Consider the following 21,507-nt stretch of genomic DNA (forward strand, 5'->3'; position numbering starts at 1 on the left):
AGGGATGAACAAGAGCAGACTGGAGTTAGAGTAACCGAACGATCGGTCGGGACAAGAGGGCCCGGCGGACCTGTGGACAAGTCGGTGCGGGAGGATCTGGGCATGACAGCAATCGAGCGGTCCCGCACAGTGGCGGTCGTCGGCGCCGGAACGATGGGGCAGGGCATCGCCCAAGTCGCCCTTCTCGCAGGTCACCGCGTGCTGATCTACGACATCAACGCCCTGCTCGCCGCCGACGCGGTCGGATTCGTCCAGGACCGCGTCGAGCGGATGGCCGCCAAGGGCAGGCTGGACCGTGCCGAGGCCGAGGACGCGATCGGCCGGATCGCATCGGCCGCCGAGCTGGCGGAGCTGGCCGGCGCGGCCCTCGTGGTGGAGGCGGTCGTCGAGGACGTCACCGTCAAGCGGGCACTGTTCGCGGCCCTCGAAGAGGTGGTTGCACCGGAGGCGCTGCTGGCCACGAACACCTCCTCCCTGTCCGTGACCGAGCTCGCCGCCGGACTCGCGCACCCCGGCCGCTTCCTGGGCCTGCACTTCTTCAACCCGGCCCCGCTGCTCCCGCTCGTCGAGGTGGTCTCCGGGTTCGCGACGGACCCGGCCGCCGCCGACCGCGCGTACGCCACCGCCCTGGGCTGGGGAAAGACGCCGGTGCGCTGCGCCGACACCCCGGGCTTCATCGTCAACCGGATCGCCCGGCCCTTCTACGCCGAGGCCTTCGCGGTGTACGAGGAGCAGGGCGCCGACCCGGCCACCATCGACGCCGTGCTCCGCGAGAGCGGCGGCTTCAAGATGGGCCCCTTCGCACTGACCGACCTGATCGGCCAGGACGTCAACGAGGCCGTCACCCGCTCGGTGTGGGAGTCCTTCTTCCGCAGCCCCAAGTTCACCCCCTCCCTCGCGCAGCGCCGGCTGGTCCAGTCGGGCCGCCTCGGCCGGAAGTCGGGCCACGGCTGGTACCCCTACGGCCCGGACGCGAAGGCCCCGGCCCCGCACACCGCCGGCCCCGAGGACGCGCCCGCGAAGGTGACCGTCGTCGGTGACCTCGGGCCGGCAGCCGGCCTCCTCGACCTCCTGGAGGAGGCGGGGATCGAGGTCGCGTCCGTCGAGCACGGGGGCCCGTACATCCAGCTCCCCGGTGAGGGGCAGCTCGTGCTCGCCGACGGCAAGACGGCGATCGAGTTCGCCGACGTCGTCTACTTCGACCTCGCCTTCGACTACCGCGACGCGACCCGGATCGCGCTCTCCGTCAGCGAGGACACCAGCGACCGGACGCTCGCCGAGGCCGTCGGACTGTTCCAGAAGCTCGGCAAGAGGGTCTCCGTCATCGGCGACGTCCCGGGCATGATCGTCGCCCGGACGGTCGCGATGCTGATCGACCTCACCGCCGACGCCGTCGCGCGCGGGGTGGCGGGCGCCGAGGACATCGACACGGCGATGCGACTCGGGGTCAACTACCCGGCGGGCCCCGCGGAATGGCACGACCGGCTCGGCCGCGACTGGGCGTACGACCTGCTGCACCACCTCGACGAGCGCTGCCCCGGCGGCCGGTACGCGCCCTCGCTGGCGCTGTACAAGCTGGGCTACGCGGCGGGGGACGACAACGGAGCGGACGACGAGGGCGCGGACGACGAGGGCGCGGACGACGCGGCGGGGGAGACCGAATGACCACGGCCAAGCGGGACACCTACACGCCCGAGACGCTCCTGTCCGTCGCCGTCCAGGTCTTCAACGAGCGCGGCTACGACGGGACCTCGATGGAGCACCTCTCCAAGGCCGCAGGCATCTCGAAGTCCTCGATCTACCACCACGTCGCCGGCAAGGAGGAGCTGCTCCACCGCGCCGTCAGCCGGGCCCTGGACGAGCTCTTCGCGGTCCTGGGGGAGCCGGGGGCGATACGCGGCCGCGCGGTCGAACGCGTCGAGTACGTCACGCGCCGCACGGTCGAGGTCCTCGCCCGGGAGCTCCCCTACGTGACCCTGCTGCTGCGGGTCCGGGGCAACACCCGCACCGAGCGCTGGGCCCTGGAGCGCCGCCGCGAGTTCGACCACCAGGTCGCGGAGCTGCTGAAGGCCGCCGCCGCCGAGGGCGATCTGCGCGCGGACGTGGACATCCGGCTCGCCACCCGCCTCCTCTTCGGCATGGTCAACTCCCTCGTCGAGTGGTACCGCCCGCATCCGGGAACCACCCCCGACCAGCTCGCGGACGCGGTGGTCAGCATGGCCCTGGACGGCCTGCGCACCCAGCGCTGAGGGGGCTCCGGCCCCGCCGGCTCAGTGCGGCCGGGCCCGGTACAGATCGCGGAGCAGGGCGATCGTCTCCCCCAGATGGCTGAGCCGCCACGCGATCGTGGTGAACGGCGGCGGCCAGGGGTGCGGGTACGCGGCGGCGTCGCGCCCCCACGGGCCCGCTCCGGCCAGCAGCGTCGCGCGCGGCCCCCGGCCCGGCGGCGCGGCCGCGCACGGACCAGCAGTCCGCCACCGGCTCCCAGAAGTACTCCTCGTCGGTCATCGGGCCCACCCGGGTGTCCGAGCCGTCGCCGCTGTCCATGACGGGCCCCGTCGGCCGCGCCGTGAGGCGCTCGCGCGCGAAGTCGAACTGTTCGAACAGGGGAGCGAGGCGGGGCGGGATCACGGGGACTCCTCGGCGATCGTCGGACCCGCGCCCGGGTCGCGGGCCAACAGGTCCGTCTCCTCGAAGACCAGCAGGGTGCGCGTGGACAGGACCTCCGGGATGGACTGGAGGCGGGTCAGCACCAGTTCGCGCAGGGTGCGGTTGTCCGGGGTGTGAACCAGGAGCAGGACGTCGAAATCGCCGCTGACCAGGGCGATGTGGGCGGCGCCGGGGAGCTCGCGGAGCTGCTCGCGGACCGTGCGCCAGGAGTTCTGGACGATCTTCAGGGTGATGTAGGCGGAGGCGCCCTGGCCGGCCCGTTCGTGGTTGACGCGGGCGGTGAACCCCCGGATCACCCCGTCGTCGATGAGCCGGTTGATCCGGGCGTAGGCATTGGCCCGGGACACGTGGACCTGCTCGGCGACGGAGCGTATCGAGGCACGGCCGTCCGCCTGGAGCAGCCGCACGATCGACCGGTCGATCGGGTCCAGCGGGCGGGGCGGCACCGTCGGCCCGGGGGATACCGGCGGTACGGGCGCGCCCCCGAGTGCGCCCCCCGCTCCGGAACCGGCTCCGGCCATTTGTTCATCCGTCATCGCCCGATGCCTGCCTCTCCTGGACGTCCTGCACCCATACCAGGGCGTCGACGCCACTTTGTCCACAGCCTGGCGCCGCCTGTAGCCAAATTGCCCGGACAACCGAACAATCGGTAGGTGAGGCGCCTCACACCCGGGGCCCTCCCTGCCCGCTTCCCACGAGGAGGTGTACGCCGCCATGACGGTCCAAGAGCTGCCCGGTGCCGGTGCGTCCCACCGCTCCACCCCGCCGCCCGCCTGGAGGCCCCGTACGGATGCCGCCCCGCTGCTCCCGGACCCCGAGCCGTACCGGGTGCTGGGCACCCCGGCCGCCGACCGGCTCGACCCCGAGCTGATGCGCCGGTGCTATGCCGAGCTGGTGCGCGGCCGCCGCTACAACGCTCAGGCCACCGCCCTCACCCGGCAGGGCCGTCTGGCCGTATATCCCTCCACGGTGGGCCAGGAGGCGTGCGAGATCGCCGCCGCGATGGTCCTGGAGGAGCAGGACTGGCTCTTCCCGAGCTACCGCGACACCCTCGCGGCCGTGGCGCGCGGACTGGATCCCGTACAGGCGCTGACGCTGCTGCGCGGCGACTGGCACACCGGGTACGACCCGCGCGAGCACCGGATAGCGCCCCTCTCGACCCCCCTTGCCACCCAGCTGCCGCACGCGGTCGGCCTGGCGCACGCCGCCCGGCTGCGCGGTGACGACGTGGTCGCCCTCGCCATGGTCGGCGACGGCGGCACCAGCGAGGGAGATTTCCACGAGGCCATGAACTTCGCCGCCGTCTGGCAGGCGCCGGTCGTCTTCCTCGTGCAGAACAACGGCTTCGCGATATCCGTCCCGCTCGCCAAGCAGACCGCCGCCCCGACCCTGGCCCACAAGGCCGTGGGGTACGGGATGCCCGGCCGCCTCGTCGACGGCAACGACATCGCCGCCATGCACGAGGTGCTGTCCGAGGCGGTCCGGCGGGCCCGGTCCGGCGGCGGACCGACCATGATCGAGGCCGTCACGTACCGGATCGAGGCCCACACCAACGCCGACGACGCCACCCGCTACCGGGGCGACGCCGAGGTCGAGGCGTGGAAGGCGCACGACCCGATCGAGCTGCTGGAGCGCGAGCTGACCGCCCGCGGCCTGCTGGACGAGGCGGGCATCAAGGCCGCCAAGGACGAGGCCGAGGCGATGGCGGCGGCGCTCCGCGACGGGATGAACGCGGAGCCCGTGCTCGACCCGATGGACCTCTTCGCACACGTCTACGCGCAGCAGACCGGCCGGCTGCGCGAACAGGCGGCCATGCTCCGTGCCGAGCTGGACGCGGCCGAGCAGGAAGAGGGGGACGGATCATGACCACGGTGGCGGTGAAGCCGGCGACCATGGCGCAGGCCCTGAACCGGGCGATGCGCGACGCGATGGCCGAGGACCCGACCGTCCACGTGATGGGCGAGGACGTCGGAGCGCTCGGCGGCGTCTTCCGCATCACGGACGGGCTCGCGAAGGAATTCGGCGAGGACCGCTGTACGGACACCCCGCTCGCGGAGGCCGGAATCCTCGGCGCGGCCGTCGGCATGGCCATGTACGGACTGCGGCCGGTCGTGGAGATGCAGTTCGACGCCTTCGCCTACCCGGCCTTCGAGCAGCTGATCTCGCACGTCGCGAAGATGCGCAACCGCACGCGGGGCGCGATGCCGCTCCCGATCACGATCCGGGTGCCGTACGGCGGCGGGATCGGCGGGGTGGAGCACCACTGCGACTCCTCCGAGGCGTACTACGTGGCCACGCCCGGCCTCACAGTCGTCACCCCGGCGACGGTCGAGGACGCGTACGGACTGCTGCGCGCCTCGATAGCCAGCGACGACCCGGTGATCTTCCTGGAGCCGAAGCGGCTGTACTGGTCCAAGTCCGACTGGTCGCCCGACGCGCCCGCGACGGTCCCGGGGATCGGCGAGGCGCTCGTCCGGCGGCCCGGCACCAGCGCGACGCTGATCACCTACGGACCCTCCCTGCCGGTGTGCATGGAGGCGGCCGAGGCGGCCCGCGAGGAGGGCTGGGAGCTGGAGGTCGTCGACCTGCGCTCGCTGGTCCCCTTCGACGAGGAGACCGTCGTGGCCTCCGTACGCCGCACCGGGCGCGCGGTCGTGGTCCACGAGTCCGGCGGCTTCGGCGGACCGGGCGCGGAGATCGCCGCCCGGATCACGGAGCGGTGCTTCCACCACCTGGAGGCGCCCGTGCTGCGCGTCACCGGCTTCGACATCCCGTATCCGCCGCCGATGCTGGAGAAGCACCACCTGCCCGGCGTGGACCGGATCCTGGACACCGTGGCCCGTCTGCAGTGGGAGAACTGATGCCGCAGGTCATGGAGTTCAAGCTGCCGGACCTGGGAGAAGGCCTCACCGAGGCGGAGATCGTCCGCTGGCTGGTGGCGGTCGGCGACGTCGTCGCCATCGACCAGCCCGTCGTCGAGGTCGAGACGGCCAAGGCGATGGTGGAGGTGCCCTGCCCCTACGGGGGCGTGGTCACCGCCCGCTTCGGCGAGGAGGGGACCGAACTGCCCGTCGGCGCCCCGCTGATCACGGTGGCCGTGGGCGCGGTGAGCGTGCCGGCCGGTGCCGTCGCCCCCGCGGGGACCCAGGACTCCGCGAACGCGCCCCGGCCCTTGATCGGTTACGGCTCGGACGATTCACGTCCGGCGCGTCGGAGGCGGGTGCGACCCGGCTCCGCCGCGCCGGGGGCCGCTCCCGCGACTCCGGCTCCGGCTCCGGCCGCGGTCCCGGCGGTCACGGCACGGGCGGTCACGGCACCGGCGGCCACCGCACCGGCCGTCGTCGCACCGGCCGTCGTCGCCGGGCCCGTGCCGGTCATCTCGCCGCTGGTGCGCAAGCTGGCCCGGGACCACGGGGTGGACCTGCGCGCCCTGCGCGGCTCGGGCCCCGAGGGACTGATCCTGCGCGCGGACGTGGAAGCGGCCCTGCGCGCACCGGCGCAGGCGCCGGCCGCAACGGCTCCCGTCGCCGCCTCCACGGCGCCGGAGGGCGCCACGCGGATCCCCCTCAAGGGGGTGCGCGGGGCGGTCGCGGACAAGCTGTCGCGCAGCCGGCGCGAGATCCCGGACGCCACCTGCTGGGTCGACGCGGACGCCACCGAGCTGATGGCGGCCCGTGCGGCGATGAACGCCGCGGGCGGACCCAAGATCTCGGTGCTCGCCCTGCTCGCCCGGATCTGCACGGCGGCCCTGGCCCGCCACCCGGAGCTCAACTCCACGGTGGACCTGGCGGCGAACGAGATCGTCCGGCTCCCGGCGGTGCACCTGGGCTTCGCCGCGCAGACGGAGCGGGGTCTGATGGTTCCGGTCGTCCGGGACGCGCAGACGCGCAGCGCGGAGTCGCTGTCGGCCGAGTTCGCCCGGCTCACGGAGCTGGCCCGGGCGGGGAAGCTGGCTCCGGCCGATCTCACCGGCGGCACCTTCACCCTGAACAACTACGGGGTGTTCGGGGTGGACGGCTCCACGCCGATCATCAACCACCCCGAGGCGGCGATGCTCGGCGTGGGCCGGATCATTCCGAAGCCGTGGGTGTACCAGGGGGAGTTGGCCGTCCGGCAGGTCGTGCAGCTTTCGCTGACCTTCGATCATCGGGTGTGTGACGGCGGGACCGCGGGCGGGTTCCTCCGGTACGTGGCCGACTGCGTGGAGTCGCCCTCGGTGCTGCTGCGCAGCCTGTAGCTCCGCGGGTGGGGGCGGGTGCGGGTTCTCTGTCCTGCGGGGCAGAGTCTCCTACCCGCCCTTCGCCCGTTCCCCGGGCTCTGCCCGTTCCCCGGGCTCTGCCCGGACCCCGGTCCTCAGGCGCCGGACGGGCTGGAGAGGGGTACCGGGCTGCGCCCGGACCCCCACGGGGCTCCGCCCCAGACCCCGCGTCTCACATGGCGGCGGGGCTGGACACGGGCTCAGGTGGTCAGCAGCAACTTGCCTACGTGGCTGCTCGACTCCAGGACGCGGTGGGCCTGCGCCGCCTCGCTCATCGGGTACGTCGCGTGTACCACCGGGTGGACCCGGCCGGCTGCGATGAGGGGCCACACGTGTTCCCGTACGGCCGCGACGATCGCCGCCTTCTCCTCCAGGGGCCGCGCCCGGAGCGTGGTGGCGGTGATGGCCGCCCGCTTCGCCAGCAGCGCGGCCAGGTTGAGCTCCGCCTTTACCCCGCCCTGGAGCCCGATGATCGCGAGGCGGCCGTTGACGGCCAGCGCGTCCACGTTCCGGGTCAGGTACTTCGCGCCCATGATGTCCAGGATCACGTCCGCCCCGGCGCCGTCCGTGGCTGCCCGGATCTCCTCGACGAAGTCCTGCTCGCGGTAGTCGATCAGGATGTCGGCGCCCAGTTCGGCGCAGCGCGCCAGCTTCTCCTTGCCGCCCGCCGTGACCGCGACCCGCGCGCCCACGGCCTTCGCGAGCTGGATCGCCATCGTGCCGATGCCGCTCGATCCGCCGTGCACCAGCAGGGTCTCGCCCGGGCGCAGACCGGCCACCATGAACACGTTCGACCAGACCGTGGAGACGACCTCCGGCAGGGCCGCCGCCGTCACCAGGTCCAGGCCCGCCGGCACCGGCAGCAGCTGGCCCGCCGGGACGGCCACCCGCTGCGCGTACCCGCCGCCGGAGAGCAGCGCGCACACCTCGTCGCCGACCGACCAGCCGGACACCCCGGCCCCGATCGCGGAGATCCGCCCGGAGCACTCCAGGCCGGGATGGGGGGAGGCGCCGGGCGGAGGGTTGTAGAAACCCTGCCGCTGCAGGACGTCGGCGCGGTTCACGGCGCTCGCCGCCACCTCGACGAGGACCTCGCCGTCGCCGGGCACCGGGTCGGGTGCTTCGGCCCACACCAGGGCCTCGGGGCCGCCGGGCTGTTCGATGGTGATCGCATACATGGCCGGAGGCTATCGCCCGGGCGGTCGCCTCCGGCGCCGGACCGGGCTAGTCCACCGACCCGAGCACCACCGGCGGTGAACTCGGCGGGGCCGCGCGGACGATGGTGATCACACGGTCCGTCAGCTGGAGGGGGCTCGCGTGCGGATCGTCGTACGGGAGCAGGCGGTGGCCGCGCAGGACGCTGACGACCAGGTCGTCGGTGTCCCGGACCGACTTGCCGACCTCCGCGCGGTTCACCGGACGCTCGATCAGATCGAGCCCGCTGCCCTGCTGGATGAGGTCCTCCATCACCGTGCCCGCGCTCGGGCTGAGCACCGAGAGTCCGAGCAGCCGGCCCGCCGCGCTGGCGCTGGTGATGACCGCGTCCGCGCCCGACTGGCGCAGCAGCGGTGCGTTCTCCTCTTCCCGGACGGCCGCCACGATCTTCGCGCCGCGGTTGAGCTGGCGGGCGGTCAGGGTGACCAGGACCGCCGTGTCGTCGCGCTGGGTGGCGATGACGATCTGACGGGCCTTCTGTACCTCGGCCCGCAGCAGGACGTCGGAGCGCGTGGCGTCGCCGACGACCCCGGTGAACCCCTCGGCGTTGGCGATGTCGATCACCTTGGCGCTGGGGTCGACGATGACGACCTGCTCCTTGCTGAGGCCGGTGGACAGCAGGGTCTGCAGGGCGGAGCGGCCCTTGGTGCCGAAGCCGACGACGACCGTGTGCTCACGCAAGTTCTTCCTCCAGCGGCTGAGCCGCCACTCTTCCCTGGTCCGTTCGGTGAGGACTTCCAGGGTGGTGCCGACCAGGATGATCAGGAACAGCACGCGCAGCGGGGTGATCAGCAGGACGTTGACCAGCCGCGCGCTGTCGCTGTACGGGACGATGTCGCCGTAGCCGGTCGTCGACAGGGTGACGGTCGCGTAGTAGACGCAGTCGAGGAAGTCGACCTTGTCGTTGGCGTTGTCGTGGTAACCCGCGCGGTCGAGCCACACGATCAGGACCGTCAGGGCCATCACGAACAGCGCCATCAGCAGGCGCCGGGAGACCTGGCGGAGCGGTTTCTCGACGATGCGCCTGGGCAGTTTGATGCGGCGCGAGACGAGTTTCTCGTCGGCGCCGCGTGCCATCGCGTCGGATCCGTGAAGTTTCACGTGAAACATCCCCCTGAGGCCCACGGGAGATCGAGGATCTCCAACTCCTGTCCGGAACGCGCCCCGTTCGCGGGTACGACGGCCAGCGCGTCCGCGGCGGCGACACCGCGAAGCATCGCCGGCCCGTTGTAGCGCAGCGGTACGGCGTGGTCGTCGGTCAGCAGGACCGGTACGAGCCGGGTGTCGTGCGGGTGGCCCGGTACGTCGCCCTCCACGGGCACCACGTACCGGGGGCGCGGACGCCGTCCGGCGAGGGCGCGCAGCAGCGGGTCGGCGAGGGTGAGCAGCCCGGAGACGGCGGCCAGAGGGTTGCCGGGCAGGCCCACCAGGTGGCGGACCGGGTCCTGGCCGGGGGCGTCGTCGCCGAGGCGGGCCAGCAGCATCGGGTGTCCGGGGCGTACGGCGACCCCGTCGACGAGCAGTGCGGCGCCGGCCTTGGCGAGGACGGGGTGGACGTGGTCGACGGGGCCGGATGCGGTGCCGCCGGTGGTGATGACCACGTCGGCGGCGGAGCCGGTGACGGCCGCCAGCAGTGCTTCGGCGCCCGCAGGGTCGTCGCCGAGCCGCCGGACGGCGATGACCTCGGCGCCGAGCCGGGTCAGCCAGGGCCCCAGCATGGGGCTCAGGGCGTCGCGGATGAGGCCGTCGTGCGGGGGTCCCTCGGTGAGCAGTTCGTCGCCGAGGACCAGGATCTCCACGCGCGGCCGGGGGCGGGTGGTGAGCTCGTCGTACCCGGCGGCCGCGGCGAGGCCGAGGACGGCCGGGGTCACCAGGGAGCCCGCCGGCAGCAACAGGTCGCCGGAGCGGCACTCCTGGCCGCGCGGGCGGATGTCCTGGCCGGTGGCGACGGGCCGTTCGGCGTACAGCAGGGTGCCGGCCTCGCGGGAGTGCTCGCTGCGGATCACGGCGGTGGTGTCCGCGGGGATCCGGGCGCCGGTGGCGATCCGTACGGCCTCGCCGTCCGCGAGGGGCGCGGGGCGCTCGCTCCCGGCCAGTGCGCTCTCGCCGGGGCGGATGGTCCAGGGACCGGGTCCGGCGACGGCCCAGCCGTCCATCGCGGAGGTGTCGAAGGAGGGCAGGTCGCCCAGGGCGTCGAGGGGCGCGGCCAGCACCTCGCCGAGGGCGGCGGACAGGGGGACCCGGTGGGTGCGGCCGCGGACGGCCGAACCGGCGCGGGTCGCGGTCTCCCGGGCCCGGAGCCAGGTCGAGGCGCGGTGGCCACCGCCACCACTGCTCCCGCCCCCGCCGGCGGCGTCGGAACGGGGGGCGCGGCTGACCAGCGCGAGGGCCTGGTCGAGGGCGCGGTCGGCGTCGGCGTCGGTGCCGGGGTCGGCGGTCATCCGGAGCCGGTCGCTTCGGGACCGGCGGCCTCCGCGGCCTCGCCTTCCGCGGCCCAGCGCAGGGCCAGTTCGGCGGCCTTGCGGGAGGCCTCGGCCACGGCCTGCGCGGGGTCGGCGCCGGTGGCTTCGGCGTGGGCCGCCGCATAGCCGACGAGGAAGGTCGTCAGCGGGGCGGCGGGCCGGGCGACGCCGTGGGCGGCGTCACGGGCGAGGTCGAGCAGGGTCTTGGTGTCGACGGCGACGTCGATGCCCAGCTCGTTCTTGACGGCGGTGATCCATTGCTCCAGCACGGTTCCATGCTCTCTGATTCGGGCGCGGGCAGCGGCGAGATCGTCCCAGGTGTCGCAGTCGAAGGAGGCGAGTGGCGCAGCCGCGGTGACCGGTGTGAGGTCGAGTTCGGCGGTGAGGGCGCGCAGGGGGAGGCCGTTGACCGAGCCGTGTTCGGTGGCCAGCAGGGCGATTTCCCTGCGCAGGGGCTCGGCGCGGTACGCGGCGACCAGCGGCTGGTCGCGGCCGCCCGGGTCCCGGAGGAGGGCTCCGTCCCGGGTGTGGTGCCCGGGCGCGTCGAGGGCGCGGAGCAGGGAATGGACCGTGTCCCGGTCCAGGAACGGCAGATCGGCGGAGAGTACGAGGACCAGCGGCGCGGTGGTGTGCCGCAGCCCGGCGTCCAGCGCGGCGAGGGGGCCGCCGCCGGGGGGGTCCTCCCGGGCCCAGCGCACGGGCCGGGACGTCGGCCTGCGGCCGGCTACGACGACGGTGGTGAGGGCGTCCGCGCAGGCGTCCAGGACGCGGTCGAGGAGGGGGCGGCCGCCGACGAGGAGGCCGGGCTTGTCGGCTCCGCCCAGTCGGCTTGCGGCGCCGCCTGCCAGGACGATGGCGTCGTAGGTCATGCCCCGAGTATGCGGGGGGCTTCGGGCGGATGGGCTTCGGGGTTCAACGGGTTCCTACCCGGTGGCCCGCGGGCCGGCTGCGGGTGCCGCTGCGCGGGGCGGAGTCCCCTACCCGCCCTTCCTCCGTTCCCAGGGCTCCGCCCTGACCCGGTCCTCAAACGCCGGACGGGCTGGGAGGGGTACCGGGGCTGCGCCCGGCCCCCCCCGGGGCTGCGCCCGGACCCCGGTCCTCAAACGCCGGACGGCTGAATGCACCCGGACCCCGGGCCTCGAACGACGGCGGGGGTGGGTGGGGCCGGGCATGGCTCCGGGGCCGCACGGAGGCGGCCCCGGAGGGGTGGGGCGGGGTGGGGTTAGAGGTAGGGGCCCGAGCGGATGGCGCCGTGGGGGCCGTCCTCGTCGTCCTCGTGGGAGGAGCCCGGCGGGAGGGCGCGGCGCATCTGTTCCAGCTGGGCCCGCGCCGCCATCTGCTGCGCGAACAGGGCCGTCTGGATGCCGTGGAACAGGCCTTCCAGCCAGCCCACCAACTGCGCCTGGGCGATCCGCAGTTCCGCCTCGGAGGGGATCGCCTCCTCGGTGAAGGGAAGGGAGAGCCGCTCCAGTTCCTCCACCAGCTCGGGAGCCAGGCCGTCTTCCAGCTCCTTCACCGACGCTGCGTGAATGTCCTTGAGACGGACCCGGCTGGCCTCGTCCAGAGGTGCGGCGCGTACCTCTTCCAGGAGTTGCTTGATCATGCTGCCGATCCGCATGACCTTGGCGGGCTGTTCGACCATCTCCGTCACCGGGACCTCGCGCGACTCGTCATCGGCGCCGCCGACCGGCAACCCGTCCTGCCCCACGATCAGGCCGGGCGGGGGGCTGTCCTGCGACCGTTCACTCCTCGGCATCTCCATGCCGTCATTCTCTCGCACACCTTCGTATTCACTCGGTGTGCCCCCGCACGGGCGTGATCCACCCTGTGCGGGGGCACCAACATGCCTCAGACCTCGCGTCGGGCCAGGGCCCCGCTCGAACGGGTGACCAGGGCCGCGAGCAGCGCCGCGCCCAGCGGGACCACGATCAGCAGACCGCCCAGCGTGGCCCACGGCACCGCGATCGGGATGTACGGGATGGCCTCGGAAGCCGACGAGTAGCCGCTCTCGATGCCGTGGCGGACCATGTCGGCCGCGGCCCGCTGCTCGGTGAGCCGGAGCCCGACCGCGGGCAGGATGCCGGCCGCCGAGCCGAGGACCACGCCCATCAGGGCGACCACCCCGCACTGGAAGCCGCTGAGCGTGCGCCGTACCCGCGGCGGTGCGCCGACCGCCGCCAGGGTCTTCAGGTCGCCCTCGGCGTCCGCCTGGGCCAGGCCGGTGGCGATGCCGGCCGCGCCGATGGTCACCAGGCCCGCGAAGATGGTCAGGACGAGCATGGTCAGGCTGTCGTCGCCCTCGTAGCCCTTCTCGATCCGTACGTTCGTGTCCACGCCCAGCTTGTCCAGGGCCCCGTCGAGGCGCTGGCGCTGCTCGGAGCTCGCCCCCCCGTCGAGGGTGAAGTACGAGCCGAAGGGGACGCTGGCGATGCCGGCGCTCTTCGCGGCCGAGGGCGGCAGCACCAGGGCCAGGCCGTAGCCCGTCACCGACTCGGGCACCTGGTACGCGGCGAACACCTTGTCCTGGCCGGCCGCCGGCTCATCGGGTGCGGAGCCGGGGGCGGGCTCGCCCCGGCCCTTGATCAGCCGGACGGTGACCTTGTCCTCGCGCACGTTCTGCTTCTTGAAGGAGACGGCCTTGCCCGCCTTCAGCGCGGCCGCGGCGCCCGGATCCTGGACGCCCAGGACGGACATCAGCTTCTCGTCGGCGACGACCAGGGAGTACTGGATGCCGAAGCGGTCGTACTGGCAACGCCAGTCGTTCTGCAGCTCCTTGCGCTCGGCCAGGGAGAACGATTCCGGTCCGTTCGCGGCCGAGTAGAGGGGGCAGCGCTGCTCCTTCGGGATGATGACCTCGGCCTGCCCGCACTCCGGATCCTCCCCGTACGGGGTGCAGCCCGGCTTGCCGACGACGAGGCGGTCCACGTCGGCCCGTACGGCCACCGGGAGTTCCTTCGTCAGGGTCTCGCGCATCGCGGGCACGTCCCGGAACGCGCTGTAGTCGTTGGTCTCGATCAGACCGGCGCCGTACGGAAGCTGGGCGACGTACTCGTGCCGTGCCTGGATCTCCCTGCTGTGCTGGTACGTGGCCACGGCGACGGTGCCGGCGACGGCGGCCAGTACGGCGGCCACGGCGGGCGCCGTGCGCCCCCGGTTGCGGACGGCGTCGCGCAGCGCGAGGCGGGGCGACAGCGGCAGCCACCGGCCGGCCCGGCCGAACAGGCCGACCAGGGTGGGGGTGAGGGCGACGATGCCGAGCTCGGCGATGGCGCTGCCGCCCGCGACGACGGTGGCGCCCATCTTGGAGACGGTGCCGAACAGGGCGATGGCGGCCCCGGCCGCGATGGCGATCAGGCCGAGGACGGGCAGCACCCGGTTGGCCCGGCGCACGCCGCGGCGGCCGGTGAGGGAGGCCAGGACGGTCTGCCGGGAGGCGTTGACGGCGGGGACGATGGCGGCCAGCAGCCCGGTCAGGACGGCGAGCAGGCCGATGGCGAGGAGCTCCAGCGGGCGGACGTCGAAGCTGCCGAACCGCTGGCCGATCGTGTCCTCCAGCACCGGGCGGAGCCCGACCGTGAGGGCGATGCCGAGAGCGGTGCCGATGACGGCCGCCGCGGCGCCGATGACGAGGCCGCCGGAGAGCACGATGGCCCGGATGTGCCGCCGGTCACCGCCGTTGGCGCCGACGAGGCCGAGCTGGCGGCGCGAGCGCCGGGCCCCCACCGCGAAGGCGGGTCCGGCCAGCAGGCAGATCTCCAGCATGGCGAGGCCGACGACGGTGGAGACGATGGCGAGTTCGGTGGCTCCGATGGTGGCTCCGGGCCGCCACGTGTCCTTGGGCTGCTCGGTGTAGAGCGGCACTTCGGAGTCGGCCGGCGGGTCGAGCAGCACGACGCGCGATTCGACGAGGAGGTGCTGCTTGGCGTTGACCTCCTTGACCATGTTCCACGTGAAACCTTCGCCGCCGACCTTCACCAGGTACTCGTCCTGGGGATCCAGCCCCGTGCTGCCGGCGGCCTTCCGGTCCCGGTCGAGCGGGGCGAGCAAGGTGCCCGGCAGGGCCAGGAGCTGCGCGTTGTGCAGTTCGTTGGGCATCTCGTAGACGCCGACGATCTTGTACGAGGTCTTCGACTCGCGCGGGGTCACGCTGGAGCCGAGGAAGTACCCGGACTCCTCCAGGAAGGCGCCGGTGGCGAGGATCTCGCCGGGAGCCTTCGGCAGCCGGCCGCGCTCCAGTGTCCACAGGCCCTTGACCAGCGGGCTCGCCGGGTCGATCTCGCGCAGCCCGGCGTCCATGATCCCGTGCCGGGTACGGACCTTGGCGTAGGACTTGCTGTCCTTGACGGACTGCGCTCCGGCCGGGAGTTGGGGCGCGGCGGCCTTGTTGCGGCGGTCCGAGCTCGGGTCGTACTTGTCGAAGCCGCCGACCGGGGCGTAGCTCTGCGCGTCGGGGCTCTGGTAGAGGGGCGTGTCCATGTGGGGCGAGGTCACCTTGGCGTCGGCGGCGCCGAGCACCCGCCCGACGCGCTGCTCGGTGGAGAGCTCCGAGCTGCGCACGGTGAGGTCGACGGCGCTCACGCCGACGATCGGCAGGGCGATCATGGCCAGGACGAGGGCGCTGCGGCCCTTGGAGCGCCAGGCGTCGCGGCGGGCTATTCGGATCGCCGCGATCCAGGAGTGGTACGAGGAGATCACTGAGCGGCCGCCTGCCCGGAGAGCAGGGAGTCGGCCTGGCTGCGCAGGGTCTCGTCGACGACGCTGCCGTCGCGCAGGAACACCACGCGGTCGGCCCACGCGGCGAAGCGCGGTTCGTGGGTGACCAGGATCCCGGCCGCGCCGGCGTCGCAGCGCGAGCGCAGCAGGGCGAGCACGGATTCGCCGGTCTCGGAGTCCAGGGCGCCGGTCGGCTCGTCGGCGAGGACGAGGCGGCGGTCGCCGACCAGTGCGCGGGCGATGGCCACGCGCTGCTGCTGGCCGCCGGACATCTCGTCGGGGAAGCGGTCGGCGAGCTGCCCGAGGTTCATCTCCTCCAGGGCGGCGAGCGCGGAGACGCGGGCCTTGCGGGCGGAGACGCCGTCGAGTTCGAGCGGCAGGGCGACGTTCTCGGCGGCGGTGAGCGCCGGGATCAGGTTGTAGTCCTGGAAGACGTACCCGATGCTGCGGCGGCGCAGGGCGGCCAGCTGCTTGCGGCTCGCGGTGGTGATGTCGGTGCCCTCGACGATCACCTTGCCGCTGCTCGGGGTGTCGAGTCCGCCGGCGAGGGTCAGCAGCGTGGACTTGCCGGACCCGGAGGGGCCCATGACGGCGACGAGTTCGCCGGGGTACACGGAGAGGTCGATCCCGCGCAGGGCGTGCACCTCGGTGGCGCCGCTGCCGTGGATGCGGACGAGCTTGTCCAGCTGCAATACGGGCTGGTCGGGCATGAAGGGTTCCCCCCTGGGACGTGGAGCGGTGGTTCAGACCCGCCGCGTGCGGGCGGTACGGGAAAGGGACCGGTCGGTGGTCGTGGGCTTGGGCGTGGTCGGGAGGGTGGTGCCCTCGGGCGGTTCGGCCTCGGCCGGCGCGCGCTCCCCTCGCGCGGACAGCCGTACGAGCCGGGACTCGCAGTGGTCGAGCCAGCGGGCCTCGGCCTCGGTCTGGAAGATCAGCTGTTCCAGGACGAGCAGCCAGGCGATGTCGTCACGCTCGCCGGACCGCCCGCTCTCGATGGCGGCGAGCGCCTGCGCCTTGAGCCGGGTGTAGTCCTGCATGGCCTGGACGGTGGCGTGCCGCTGGGCCTGGATGACGGCGCGGATGTCCACCCCGGGCGCGCCGACGGCCATGGCGAGCTTGATGGCGAGCTCGTCCCGGGGCGGGTTGGCCCGGTCGACGGGACGCTCGTACCACTCGCGCAGTTCGTGGCGCCCGGTCTCGGTGATGGCGTACAGCGTGTGCCCGGCCGTGTCCTCGCCGCCGGGGGCGACGAGGCCGTCGCGCTCCAGCCGGGCGAGCGTGGTGTACACCTGCCCGACGTTCAGGGGCCAGGTGGAACCGGTGCGGGACTCGAATTCGGTGCGCAGCTGGGAGCCGTACCGGGGGCCCCGTTCCAGCAGGGCGAGAAGGCCGTGGCGGATCGACATACTCAGTATGTATACCGAGTATGTACCGCTCCGCAACCATCCTGGGACCTACACCGCAAGGGGGACCCGCGGGCGGGACCGGGGCTACGGGCCCCGGCGCAGCCGCATCCCCATGTACCCGAGACCCAGTCCCATCAGGGCGAATCCCGTTCCGAGCGGCAGTATGTGCGCGGCCAGGTCGGCGGCCCGCTCGTTCGGCTCGGTGCCGAGCGCGCCGACCAACGGCGGCACCGAGGGCTCCGCCGGGATCGCGGGAACCGCGGGGAGCTGCTCGGTGCGCGGGTGCGCCGGAACGGGTCGCGCGGCGAGCACGGTCTCGGGATTGGCGGGCTCGCCCACCGGTCGCCCGGGCCGCTCCCGCCCGGCCCCGGCGGGACTTCCTGCGAGATCCTCGAAGGCCTGGTCCGCCGCTGCGTCGGTCGCGGCAGCGGGGGCGGCGACGGAACCGCGGGCTGCGGCGGAGCCGGGGCTGAAGACATGGGCGGAGGCGAACGGGAGGGCCGGGGCGAAGGCGGAGACCGGGGCCGAGGACGGGACCGGGGCCGAGGCTGGGGCGGACCCGGAGGCCGCGGCGTGCGCAGGCGCCGTGACCAGCAGCGCGGCGGTCGCCAACGCTGCCCCGGCGGTCCAGCGCAGCGCGCGGGCGTAGGTCACGGACTCAGATTTACATAACGGGACAAAACCGGCATCCCGTACGGGCCGTTCGGGATGCCGGCCCGCTCAGAAGGCCGGATTCTTCACGGATGCGGACCCGCACAGGCTCCGGTAGCCGGCGTCGTCGAAGGCCGCGGCCTGTACGCCGACCCGGTCGATCCCGCGCTTGTCCTGGAGGGTGGTCTCCCAGGTCTGGCTCTTGCCGGCCCCACGCTTGTTGAAGCGCCAGGGCCAGTCGTGCGAGCCGCCCCGGTGGTCCAGCGTGTAGAGCTGGACCCCCGCGACCCGGGCGTCGTCCGAGGTGTCCACGGACGTGAGCTTGATGTGGATGAGGGTGGAGCCGTTCAGCCAGGTCCAGTCGGCGCTGCCGTAGGCGCCGGTGGTGTCGCAGCTGGACGAGGCGCCGGCCGCCGAGGCGGGCCCGACGGCGAGCGCGCCCACCGCCAGCGCGGCGGCGGTGGCGGTGAGGACGCGTACGAGGGTGCGCGCGGGGTGGTGCAACAGGACTCCCGGAGGTGCGGCGGGCGTGACCTGCGCGTATGTATCAGAGTCGGCGCCCGTCGGGCGAGCTCCGGTTCACTCCTCCGTGGCGCACCCCTCAGGGCCGGGTCACTCCGGGTCGCCCGTCGAGATGTACAGGGTGAAGGTGGTGTTCTTCGGGTCGATCGGGTCGCCGCCGGCGGGCTGCTGCTCCACGATGGTCCCTTCGCCGTAGACCGCCTCGTCCTTGGGCTTCGGATCGTACTTCCAGCCGCCGGCCCGGATGCAGGCCTTCACCGAGACCTCGTTCAGGTACCGGAAGTCCGGCGCCGTCACCTTGTTCGCGTCGTTGTAGTGCTTCTGCGGCTCCTTGCACTTGGACTCCTCGATCGTCCGGGAGGGGTCTCCCTCCTTGTGCCCGGCCTTCGCCGGGCCGGACGCCGAGGTGGAGGAGCCGGGGCTCGGCGGCGAGGCCTTGTCCTTGTCGTCGCCGCCCAGGTCCAGCGCGGCGATCAGCCCGCCGATGGCCACGAGCGCCACCACGACGGCACCCACCAGGAGCGGGGTGTTCTTCTTCTTCCCGCCGCCACCGGCGCCGGTGCCACCGGCCCCGCCCTGCGGCGAGAGGGCGTACGGCGGCGGGGTCGAGGCGGAGTACGGCGCCGGGGCCTGCGCCTGGAGGTGCGCGGGCTGCTGGTGCGGGTACCCGTACGCCCCGGACTGCGGCGGCGGCGTCGGCGCGTACGCGGACGGCACCGGGGTGTGCGGCGCCTGGTACGGCTGCTGCACCGAGTGCGGCGGCGCCTGCAGGGCGGAGTCCACCGGCGGGAACACGGCCGAGCCGAGCCCGGCGCCGCTGTTCGTCGGGTGCGCGCCCGGGACGATCACCGGGGCCCCGGTGTGCCCGGCGCCCGCCACCCGCGCGACCTCGTCGAGCATGGCGGCGGCGGTGGGGAAACGCTCGTTCGGGTTCTTCTTCAGGGCCCGCGCCACCAGCGCGTCCATCGCCGGGGTGACCGACCGGTTGATGGAGGAGGGCGCGACCGGCTCCTCCTGCACGTGGGCGTACGCCATGCCCAGGGCTGAGTCGGCGACGAAGGGGACCCGCCCGGTCAGCAGCTCGAAGAGCATGATGCCCACCGAGTACAGGTCGGAGCGGGCGTCCACGGCCCGCCCGAGGGCCTGTTCGGGGGAGAGGTACTGCGGGGTGCCGACGACCATGCCGGTCTGCGTCATCGAGGTGACCCCCGACTGCATGGCCCGCGCGATGCCGAAGTCCATGACCTTGACCACTCCGCGCCGCGTCATCATGACGTTGCCCGGCTTGATGTCGCGGTGGACCAGCCCCATTTCGTGGCTGCTCTCCAGAGCGGCCAGCACATCGGCCGTCACCTTCAGTGCCTTGTCGGCCGGCATGGCCCCGTACTGCCTGATGTCGCCGTCCAGGACGGAGCCGAGCGGCTGCCCCTCGACGTACTCCATGACGATGTACGGCATGACCGCGCCGTCGGCCACCGAGGGGTCCGCGAAGGAGACGACGCCCTCACCGGTGTCGAATACCGACACGATGTTGGTGTGCGACAGTTTTGCTACAGCCTGGGCCTCGCGGCGGAAGCGTTCGCGGAAGGACTGTTCGCGCCCGAGTTCGCTGTGAAGCGTCTTGATGGCGACCTGGCGGTCGAGCGCGGAGTCGTAGGCGAGATAGACGGAGGCCATGCCTCCCTCGCCGAGCAAGTCCCTTAGCTGGTAACGGCCACCGGCCAGAGAGCCGCCCGCGTACTGGCCCTGAGTGCCGTCCTGGCTCATGAGTGTTGCTTCCCCTCGGGATGTGTCCCTACGCCTCTGGCTGAGCGCATGTCGGCCTCAGTCTGCCGGAGGGCAAGCACACGTCAAGCCAGGTTCCCGTTCCGTGACCACAAGGCCACAGGGGGTCCACACGCGGTCCGTGTCGTCGTGTGAGGACGCCCGCGCCCGAACGGTGACCGGTTCTGAGGCTGTAGCGTTCGTCGGAGCACACGATGAGGACGTACCGCTGAGCGGCGGCCGAGACAGACGACGGTGAGGACTGATGGCACCCGAACCCGAGGGAAGCGGCGCCGGGATGGCAGAGGGTCCTGAGCACTGGGGCGCGGGCGGCCTGGTGGGAGACGGCCGTTACCGGCTGACCCACCGTCTGGGCCGAGGCGGCATGGCCGAGGTCTTCGCCGCGGAGGACGTCCGGCTGGGCCGGACCGTCGCCGTCAAACTGCTGCGCCCCGACCTGGCCGAGGACCCGGTGTCCAAGGCCCGCTTCACGCGCGAGGCGCAGTCGGTCGCCGGCCTCAACCACCATGCCGTGGTCGCCGTGTACGACTCGGGCGAGGACCGGGTCGGCCCGAACGTCGTCCCCTACATCGTCATGGAACTCGTCGAGGGCCGCACCATCCGCGACCTGCTGATCAGCGCCGAGGCCCCCGGCCCCGACCAGGCGCTGATCATCACCTCCGGCGTGCTCGAAGCGCTCGCGTACTCGCACCAGCACGGCATCGTGCACCGTGACATCAAGCCCGCCAACGTGATCATCACGGACACGGGCGCGGTCAAGGTGATGGACTTCGGCATCGCGCGCGCCCTGCACGGCGCGCAGTCGACGATGACCCAGACCGGCATGGTCATGGGCACGCCGCAGTACCTCTCGCCCGAACAGGCCCTCGGCAAGGCCGTGGACCACCGCTCCGACCTGTACGCGACGGGCTGTCTGCTCTACGAACTCCTTTCGCTGCGCCCCCCGTTCACCGGGGAGACCCCGCTGTCGGTGGTCTACCAGCACGTGCAGGACGCGCCGATCCCGCCCTCGCAGCTGCCGGAGGGCGCCCACATCCCGCAGGAGCTCGACGGGCTCGTCATGCGCTCCCTCGCCAAGGACCCGGACGACCGGTTCCAGAGCGCCGAGGAGATGCGCGGGCTGGTCCAGTACGCCCTGCAGATGCTGCACGACCAGGGGGCCAACACCGGCACCTGGAACACCGGCCCGGTCACCATGGCGCTGCCGCACGGGCGCGGCCCGGCGCAGACCACGGCGATGGCGACGCCCGGTCAGGGCCAGCCGCAGTACGGCTCGCACTCCTCGACCTCGCAGTTCCAGCAGCCGATGGTGCCGCCGCTGAACCCGGACGACGGCTCCGCCTACCCCGGCGGGGGCGGCAACGGCCACGGCGGGACCGGCGGCTACGACGGGTACGGCGAGCGCTCCTCCGGCGGCGGCAACTGGAAGCTGTGGCTGTTCGCGATCCTCGCCGTGCTCGCGGTCGCGGGCGGCGTGGCGTACGCGGTCGACAACTTCGGCGGCAAGAAGGAACCCGGCACGAACGTGACCCCGCCGGCGAGTTCCGCGTCCTCCTCGGGCGGTACGGAGCCGCAGAGCCCGGCGCCGGAGACTTCGACGTCCAGGACGGCGCCGGAGAGCTCGTACTCCTACTCGGCGCCCCCGACCCGCAGCAAGTCCCCGTCGCCGAGCTACTCGTATTCGCCGTCGCCCACTCCGACGCCGTCTCCGACCCCGACACCCACTCCGACCCCGTCGCCCACGCCGACCCCGTCGAAGCCGACGTCGACGCCGAGCCCGTCGAAGACGCCCGAGGACGACGGGGGCGGGGAAGCCGGGGAGTAG

18 protein-coding genes and 1 pseudogene are annotated in these 21,507 nt (G+C 73.0%); 6 read left to right on the forward strand and 13 right to left on the reverse strand.

Annotated features, from left to right (window positions below; translation table 11 throughout):
* Window positions 1-102: 102 nt before the first annotated feature.
* Complete coding sequence (locus ABZY57_RS00825; protein WP_356506732.1) at window positions 103-1,665, forward strand: 3-hydroxyacyl-CoA dehydrogenase; 1,563 nt, start codon at window positions 103-105, stop codon at window positions 1,663-1,665.
* Complete coding sequence (locus ABZY57_RS00830; protein WP_356506734.1) at window positions 1,662-2,249, forward strand: TetR/AcrR family transcriptional regulator; 588 nt, start codon at window positions 1,662-1,664, stop codon at window positions 2,247-2,249. Before ABZY57_RS00825 ends, ABZY57_RS00830 begins: the two co-directional genes overlap by 4 nt.
* A gap of 54 nt (window positions 2,250-2,303) precedes the next feature.
* Here the strand turns inward: ABZY57_RS00830 and ABZY57_RS00835 are convergent.
* Together ABZY57_RS00835 and ABZY57_RS00840 are read right to left on the reverse strand one after the other, a co-directional pair.
* Window positions 2,304-2,631: pseudogene (locus tag ABZY57_RS00835) on the reverse strand (DinB family protein); the annotation flags it as partial.
* The gene (locus ABZY57_RS00840; RefSeq protein ID WP_356506736.1) at window positions 2,628-3,206 is read right to left on the reverse strand and encodes an Lrp/AsnC family transcriptional regulator; all 579 of its coding nucleotides are present in this window, start codon (window positions 3,204-3,206) and stop codon (window positions 2,628-2,630) included. The pseudogene ABZY57_RS00835 and the gene ABZY57_RS00840, both read right to left, overlap by 4 nt.
* A gap of 178 nt (window positions 3,207-3,384) precedes the next feature.
* Between ABZY57_RS00840 and pdhA the strand changes: the two genes are divergently transcribed.
* From pdhA to ABZY57_RS00855, 3 genes are read left to right on the forward strand one after another with little or no spacing between them, the layout of a single operon-like run.
* Window positions 3,385-4,536 carry a pyruvate dehydrogenase (acetyl-transferring) E1 component subunit alpha gene (gene pdhA, locus ABZY57_RS00845; protein ID WP_356506738.1) on the forward strand — a complete coding sequence of 384 codons (1,152 nt, stop codon included), beginning with the start codon at window positions 3,385-3,387 and terminating at the stop codon, window positions 4,534-4,536.
* Entirely contained in the window at window positions 4,533-5,531 is a 999-nt protein-coding gene (locus ABZY57_RS00850) for an alpha-ketoacid dehydrogenase subunit beta (protein WP_356506740.1), read from the forward strand. Before pdhA ends, ABZY57_RS00850 begins: the two co-directional genes overlap by 4 nt.
* Window positions 5,531-6,907 carry a dihydrolipoamide acetyltransferase family protein gene (locus ABZY57_RS00855; RefSeq protein WP_356506742.1) on the forward strand — a complete coding sequence of 459 codons (1,377 nt, stop codon included), beginning with the start codon at window positions 5,531-5,533 and terminating at the stop codon, window positions 6,905-6,907. Before ABZY57_RS00850 ends, ABZY57_RS00855 begins: the two co-directional genes overlap by 1 nt.
* A 221-nt stretch (window positions 6,908-7,128) precedes the next feature.
* Here ABZY57_RS00855 and ABZY57_RS00860 read toward each other — a convergent pair whose 3' ends face one another.
* The 11 genes from ABZY57_RS00860 to ABZY57_RS00910 form a co-directional block, all read right to left on the reverse strand.
* Window positions 7,129-8,106, reverse strand: coding sequence for an NAD(P)H-quinone oxidoreductase (locus ABZY57_RS00860; protein WP_356506744.1), 978 nt, complete (start codon window positions 8,104-8,106; stop codon window positions 7,129-7,131).
* 46 nt (window positions 8,107-8,152) lie between these two features.
* Window positions 8,153-9,253 (reverse strand): potassium channel family protein, encoded by a 1,101-nt coding sequence (locus ABZY57_RS00865; RefSeq protein WP_356506746.1) that lies wholly within the window; start codon window positions 9,251-9,253, stop codon window positions 8,153-8,155.
* Window positions 9,241-10,584, reverse strand: coding sequence for a molybdopterin molybdotransferase MoeA (locus ABZY57_RS00870; protein ID WP_356506748.1), 1,344 nt, complete (start codon window positions 10,582-10,584; stop codon window positions 9,241-9,243). The genes ABZY57_RS00865 and ABZY57_RS00870 overlap by 13 nt, the downstream gene beginning before the upstream one ends.
* A complete protein-coding gene (locus ABZY57_RS00875) occupies window positions 10,581-11,474 on the reverse strand; it encodes an NTP transferase domain-containing protein (protein WP_356506750.1) in 894 nt (297 codons plus the stop codon). The genes ABZY57_RS00870 and ABZY57_RS00875 overlap by 4 nt, the downstream gene beginning before the upstream one ends.
* Window positions 11,475-11,827: 353 nt before the next feature.
* Entirely contained in the window at window positions 11,828-12,367 is a 540-nt protein-coding gene (locus ABZY57_RS00880) for a bacterial proteasome activator family protein (RefSeq protein ID WP_356506752.1), read from the reverse strand.
* 86 nt (window positions 12,368-12,453) lie between these two features.
* Window positions 12,454-15,300, reverse strand: a complete 2,847-nt coding sequence (locus ABZY57_RS00885; protein ID WP_356506754.1) for an ABC transporter permease — start codon at window positions 15,298-15,300, stop codon at window positions 12,454-12,456.
* Complete coding sequence (locus ABZY57_RS00890) at window positions 15,297-16,028, reverse strand: ABC transporter ATP-binding protein (protein ID WP_356506756.1); 732 nt, start codon at window positions 16,026-16,028, stop codon at window positions 15,297-15,299. The genes ABZY57_RS00885 and ABZY57_RS00890 overlap by 4 nt, the downstream gene beginning before the upstream one ends.
* 33 nt (window positions 16,029-16,061) lie before the next feature.
* The gene (locus ABZY57_RS00895) at window positions 16,062-16,724 is read right to left on the reverse strand and encodes a PadR family transcriptional regulator (RefSeq protein ID WP_356506758.1); all 663 of its coding nucleotides are present in this window, start codon (window positions 16,722-16,724) and stop codon (window positions 16,062-16,064) included.
* 84 nt (window positions 16,725-16,808) lie between these two features.
* On the reverse strand, window positions 16,809-17,378 hold the full coding sequence (locus ABZY57_RS00900) for a hypothetical protein (protein WP_356506760.1): 570 nt from the start codon (window positions 17,376-17,378) through the stop codon (window positions 16,809-16,811).
* A gap of 66 nt (window positions 17,379-17,444) precedes the next feature.
* Window positions 17,445-17,879 (reverse strand): hypothetical protein, encoded by a 435-nt coding sequence (locus ABZY57_RS00905; protein WP_356506762.1) that lies wholly within the window; start codon window positions 17,877-17,879, stop codon window positions 17,445-17,447.
* Window positions 17,880-17,987: 108 nt separating this feature from the next.
* Window positions 17,988-19,664 (reverse strand): protein kinase, encoded by a 1,677-nt coding sequence (locus tag ABZY57_RS00910; RefSeq protein ID WP_356506764.1) that lies wholly within the window; start codon window positions 19,662-19,664, stop codon window positions 17,988-17,990.
* Window positions 19,665-19,926: 262 nt separating this feature from the next.
* On the opposite strand from ABZY57_RS00910, the gene ABZY57_RS00915 reads away from it, so the two are divergent.
* Window positions 19,927-21,507 (forward strand): protein kinase, encoded by a 1,581-nt coding sequence (locus ABZY57_RS00915; protein WP_356506766.1) that lies wholly within the window; start codon window positions 19,927-19,929, stop codon window positions 21,505-21,507.

The sequence above is a fragment of the Streptomyces sp. NPDC006450 genome (assembly GCF_040612195.1).
In the GTDB taxonomy this organism is placed as follows: Bacteria; Actinomycetota; Actinomycetes; order Streptomycetales; family Streptomycetaceae; genus Streptomyces.

What these genes read in the sequence shown, in the direction of transcription:
- ABZY57_RS00840 (WP_356506736.1), bottom strand. Translation starts at nt 3,206, where the DNA reads ATGACGGATGAACAAATGGCCGGAGCCGGTTCCGGAGCGGGGGGCGCA.
- ABZY57_RS00895 (WP_356506758.1), bottom strand. Translation starts at nt 16,724, where the DNA reads ATGTCGATCCGCCACGGCCTTCTCGCCCTGCTGGAACGGGGCCCCCGG.
- ABZY57_RS00825 (WP_356506732.1), top strand. Translation starts at nt 103, where the DNA reads ATGACAGCAATCGAGCGGTCCCGCACAGTGGCGGTCGTCGGCGCCGGA.
- ABZY57_RS00880 (WP_356506752.1), bottom strand. Translation starts at nt 12,367, where the DNA reads ATGGAGATGCCGAGGAGTGAACGGTCGCAGGACAGCCCCCCGCCCGGC.
- ABZY57_RS00860 (WP_356506744.1), bottom strand. Translation starts at nt 8,106, where the DNA reads ATGTATGCGATCACCATCGAACAGCCCGGCGGCCCCGAGGCCCTGGTG.
- ABZY57_RS00870 (WP_356506748.1), bottom strand. Translation starts at nt 10,584, where the DNA reads ATGACCGCCGACCCCGGCACCGACGCCGACGCCGACCGCGCCCTCGAC.
- ABZY57_RS00875 (WP_356506750.1), bottom strand. Translation starts at nt 11,474, where the DNA reads ATGACCTACGACGCCATCGTCCTGGCAGGCGGCGCCGCAAGCCGACTG.
- ABZY57_RS00850 (WP_356506740.1), top strand. Translation starts at nt 4,533, where the DNA reads ATGACCACGGTGGCGGTGAAGCCGGCGACCATGGCGCAGGCCCTGAAC.
- ABZY57_RS00830 (WP_356506734.1), top strand. Translation starts at nt 1,662, where the DNA reads ATGACCACGGCCAAGCGGGACACCTACACGCCCGAGACGCTCCTGTCC.
- ABZY57_RS00865 (WP_356506746.1), bottom strand. Translation starts at nt 9,253, where the DNA reads ATGTTTCACGTGAAACTTCACGGATCCGACGCGATGGCACGCGGCGCC.
- ABZY57_RS00855 (WP_356506742.1), top strand. Translation starts at nt 5,531, where the DNA reads ATGCCGCAGGTCATGGAGTTCAAGCTGCCGGACCTGGGAGAAGGCCTC.
- pdhA (WP_356506738.1), top strand. Translation starts at nt 3,385, where the DNA reads ATGACGGTCCAAGAGCTGCCCGGTGCCGGTGCGTCCCACCGCTCCACC.
- ABZY57_RS00910 (WP_356506764.1), bottom strand. Translation starts at nt 19,664, where the DNA reads ATGAGCCAGGACGGCACTCAGGGCCAGTACGCGGGCGGCTCTCTGGCC.
- ABZY57_RS00915 (WP_356506766.1), top strand. Translation starts at nt 19,927, where the DNA reads ATGGCACCCGAACCCGAGGGAAGCGGCGCCGGGATGGCAGAGGGTCCT.
- ABZY57_RS00890 (WP_356506756.1), bottom strand. Translation starts at nt 16,028, where the DNA reads ATGCCCGACCAGCCCGTATTGCAGCTGGACAAGCTCGTCCGCATCCAC.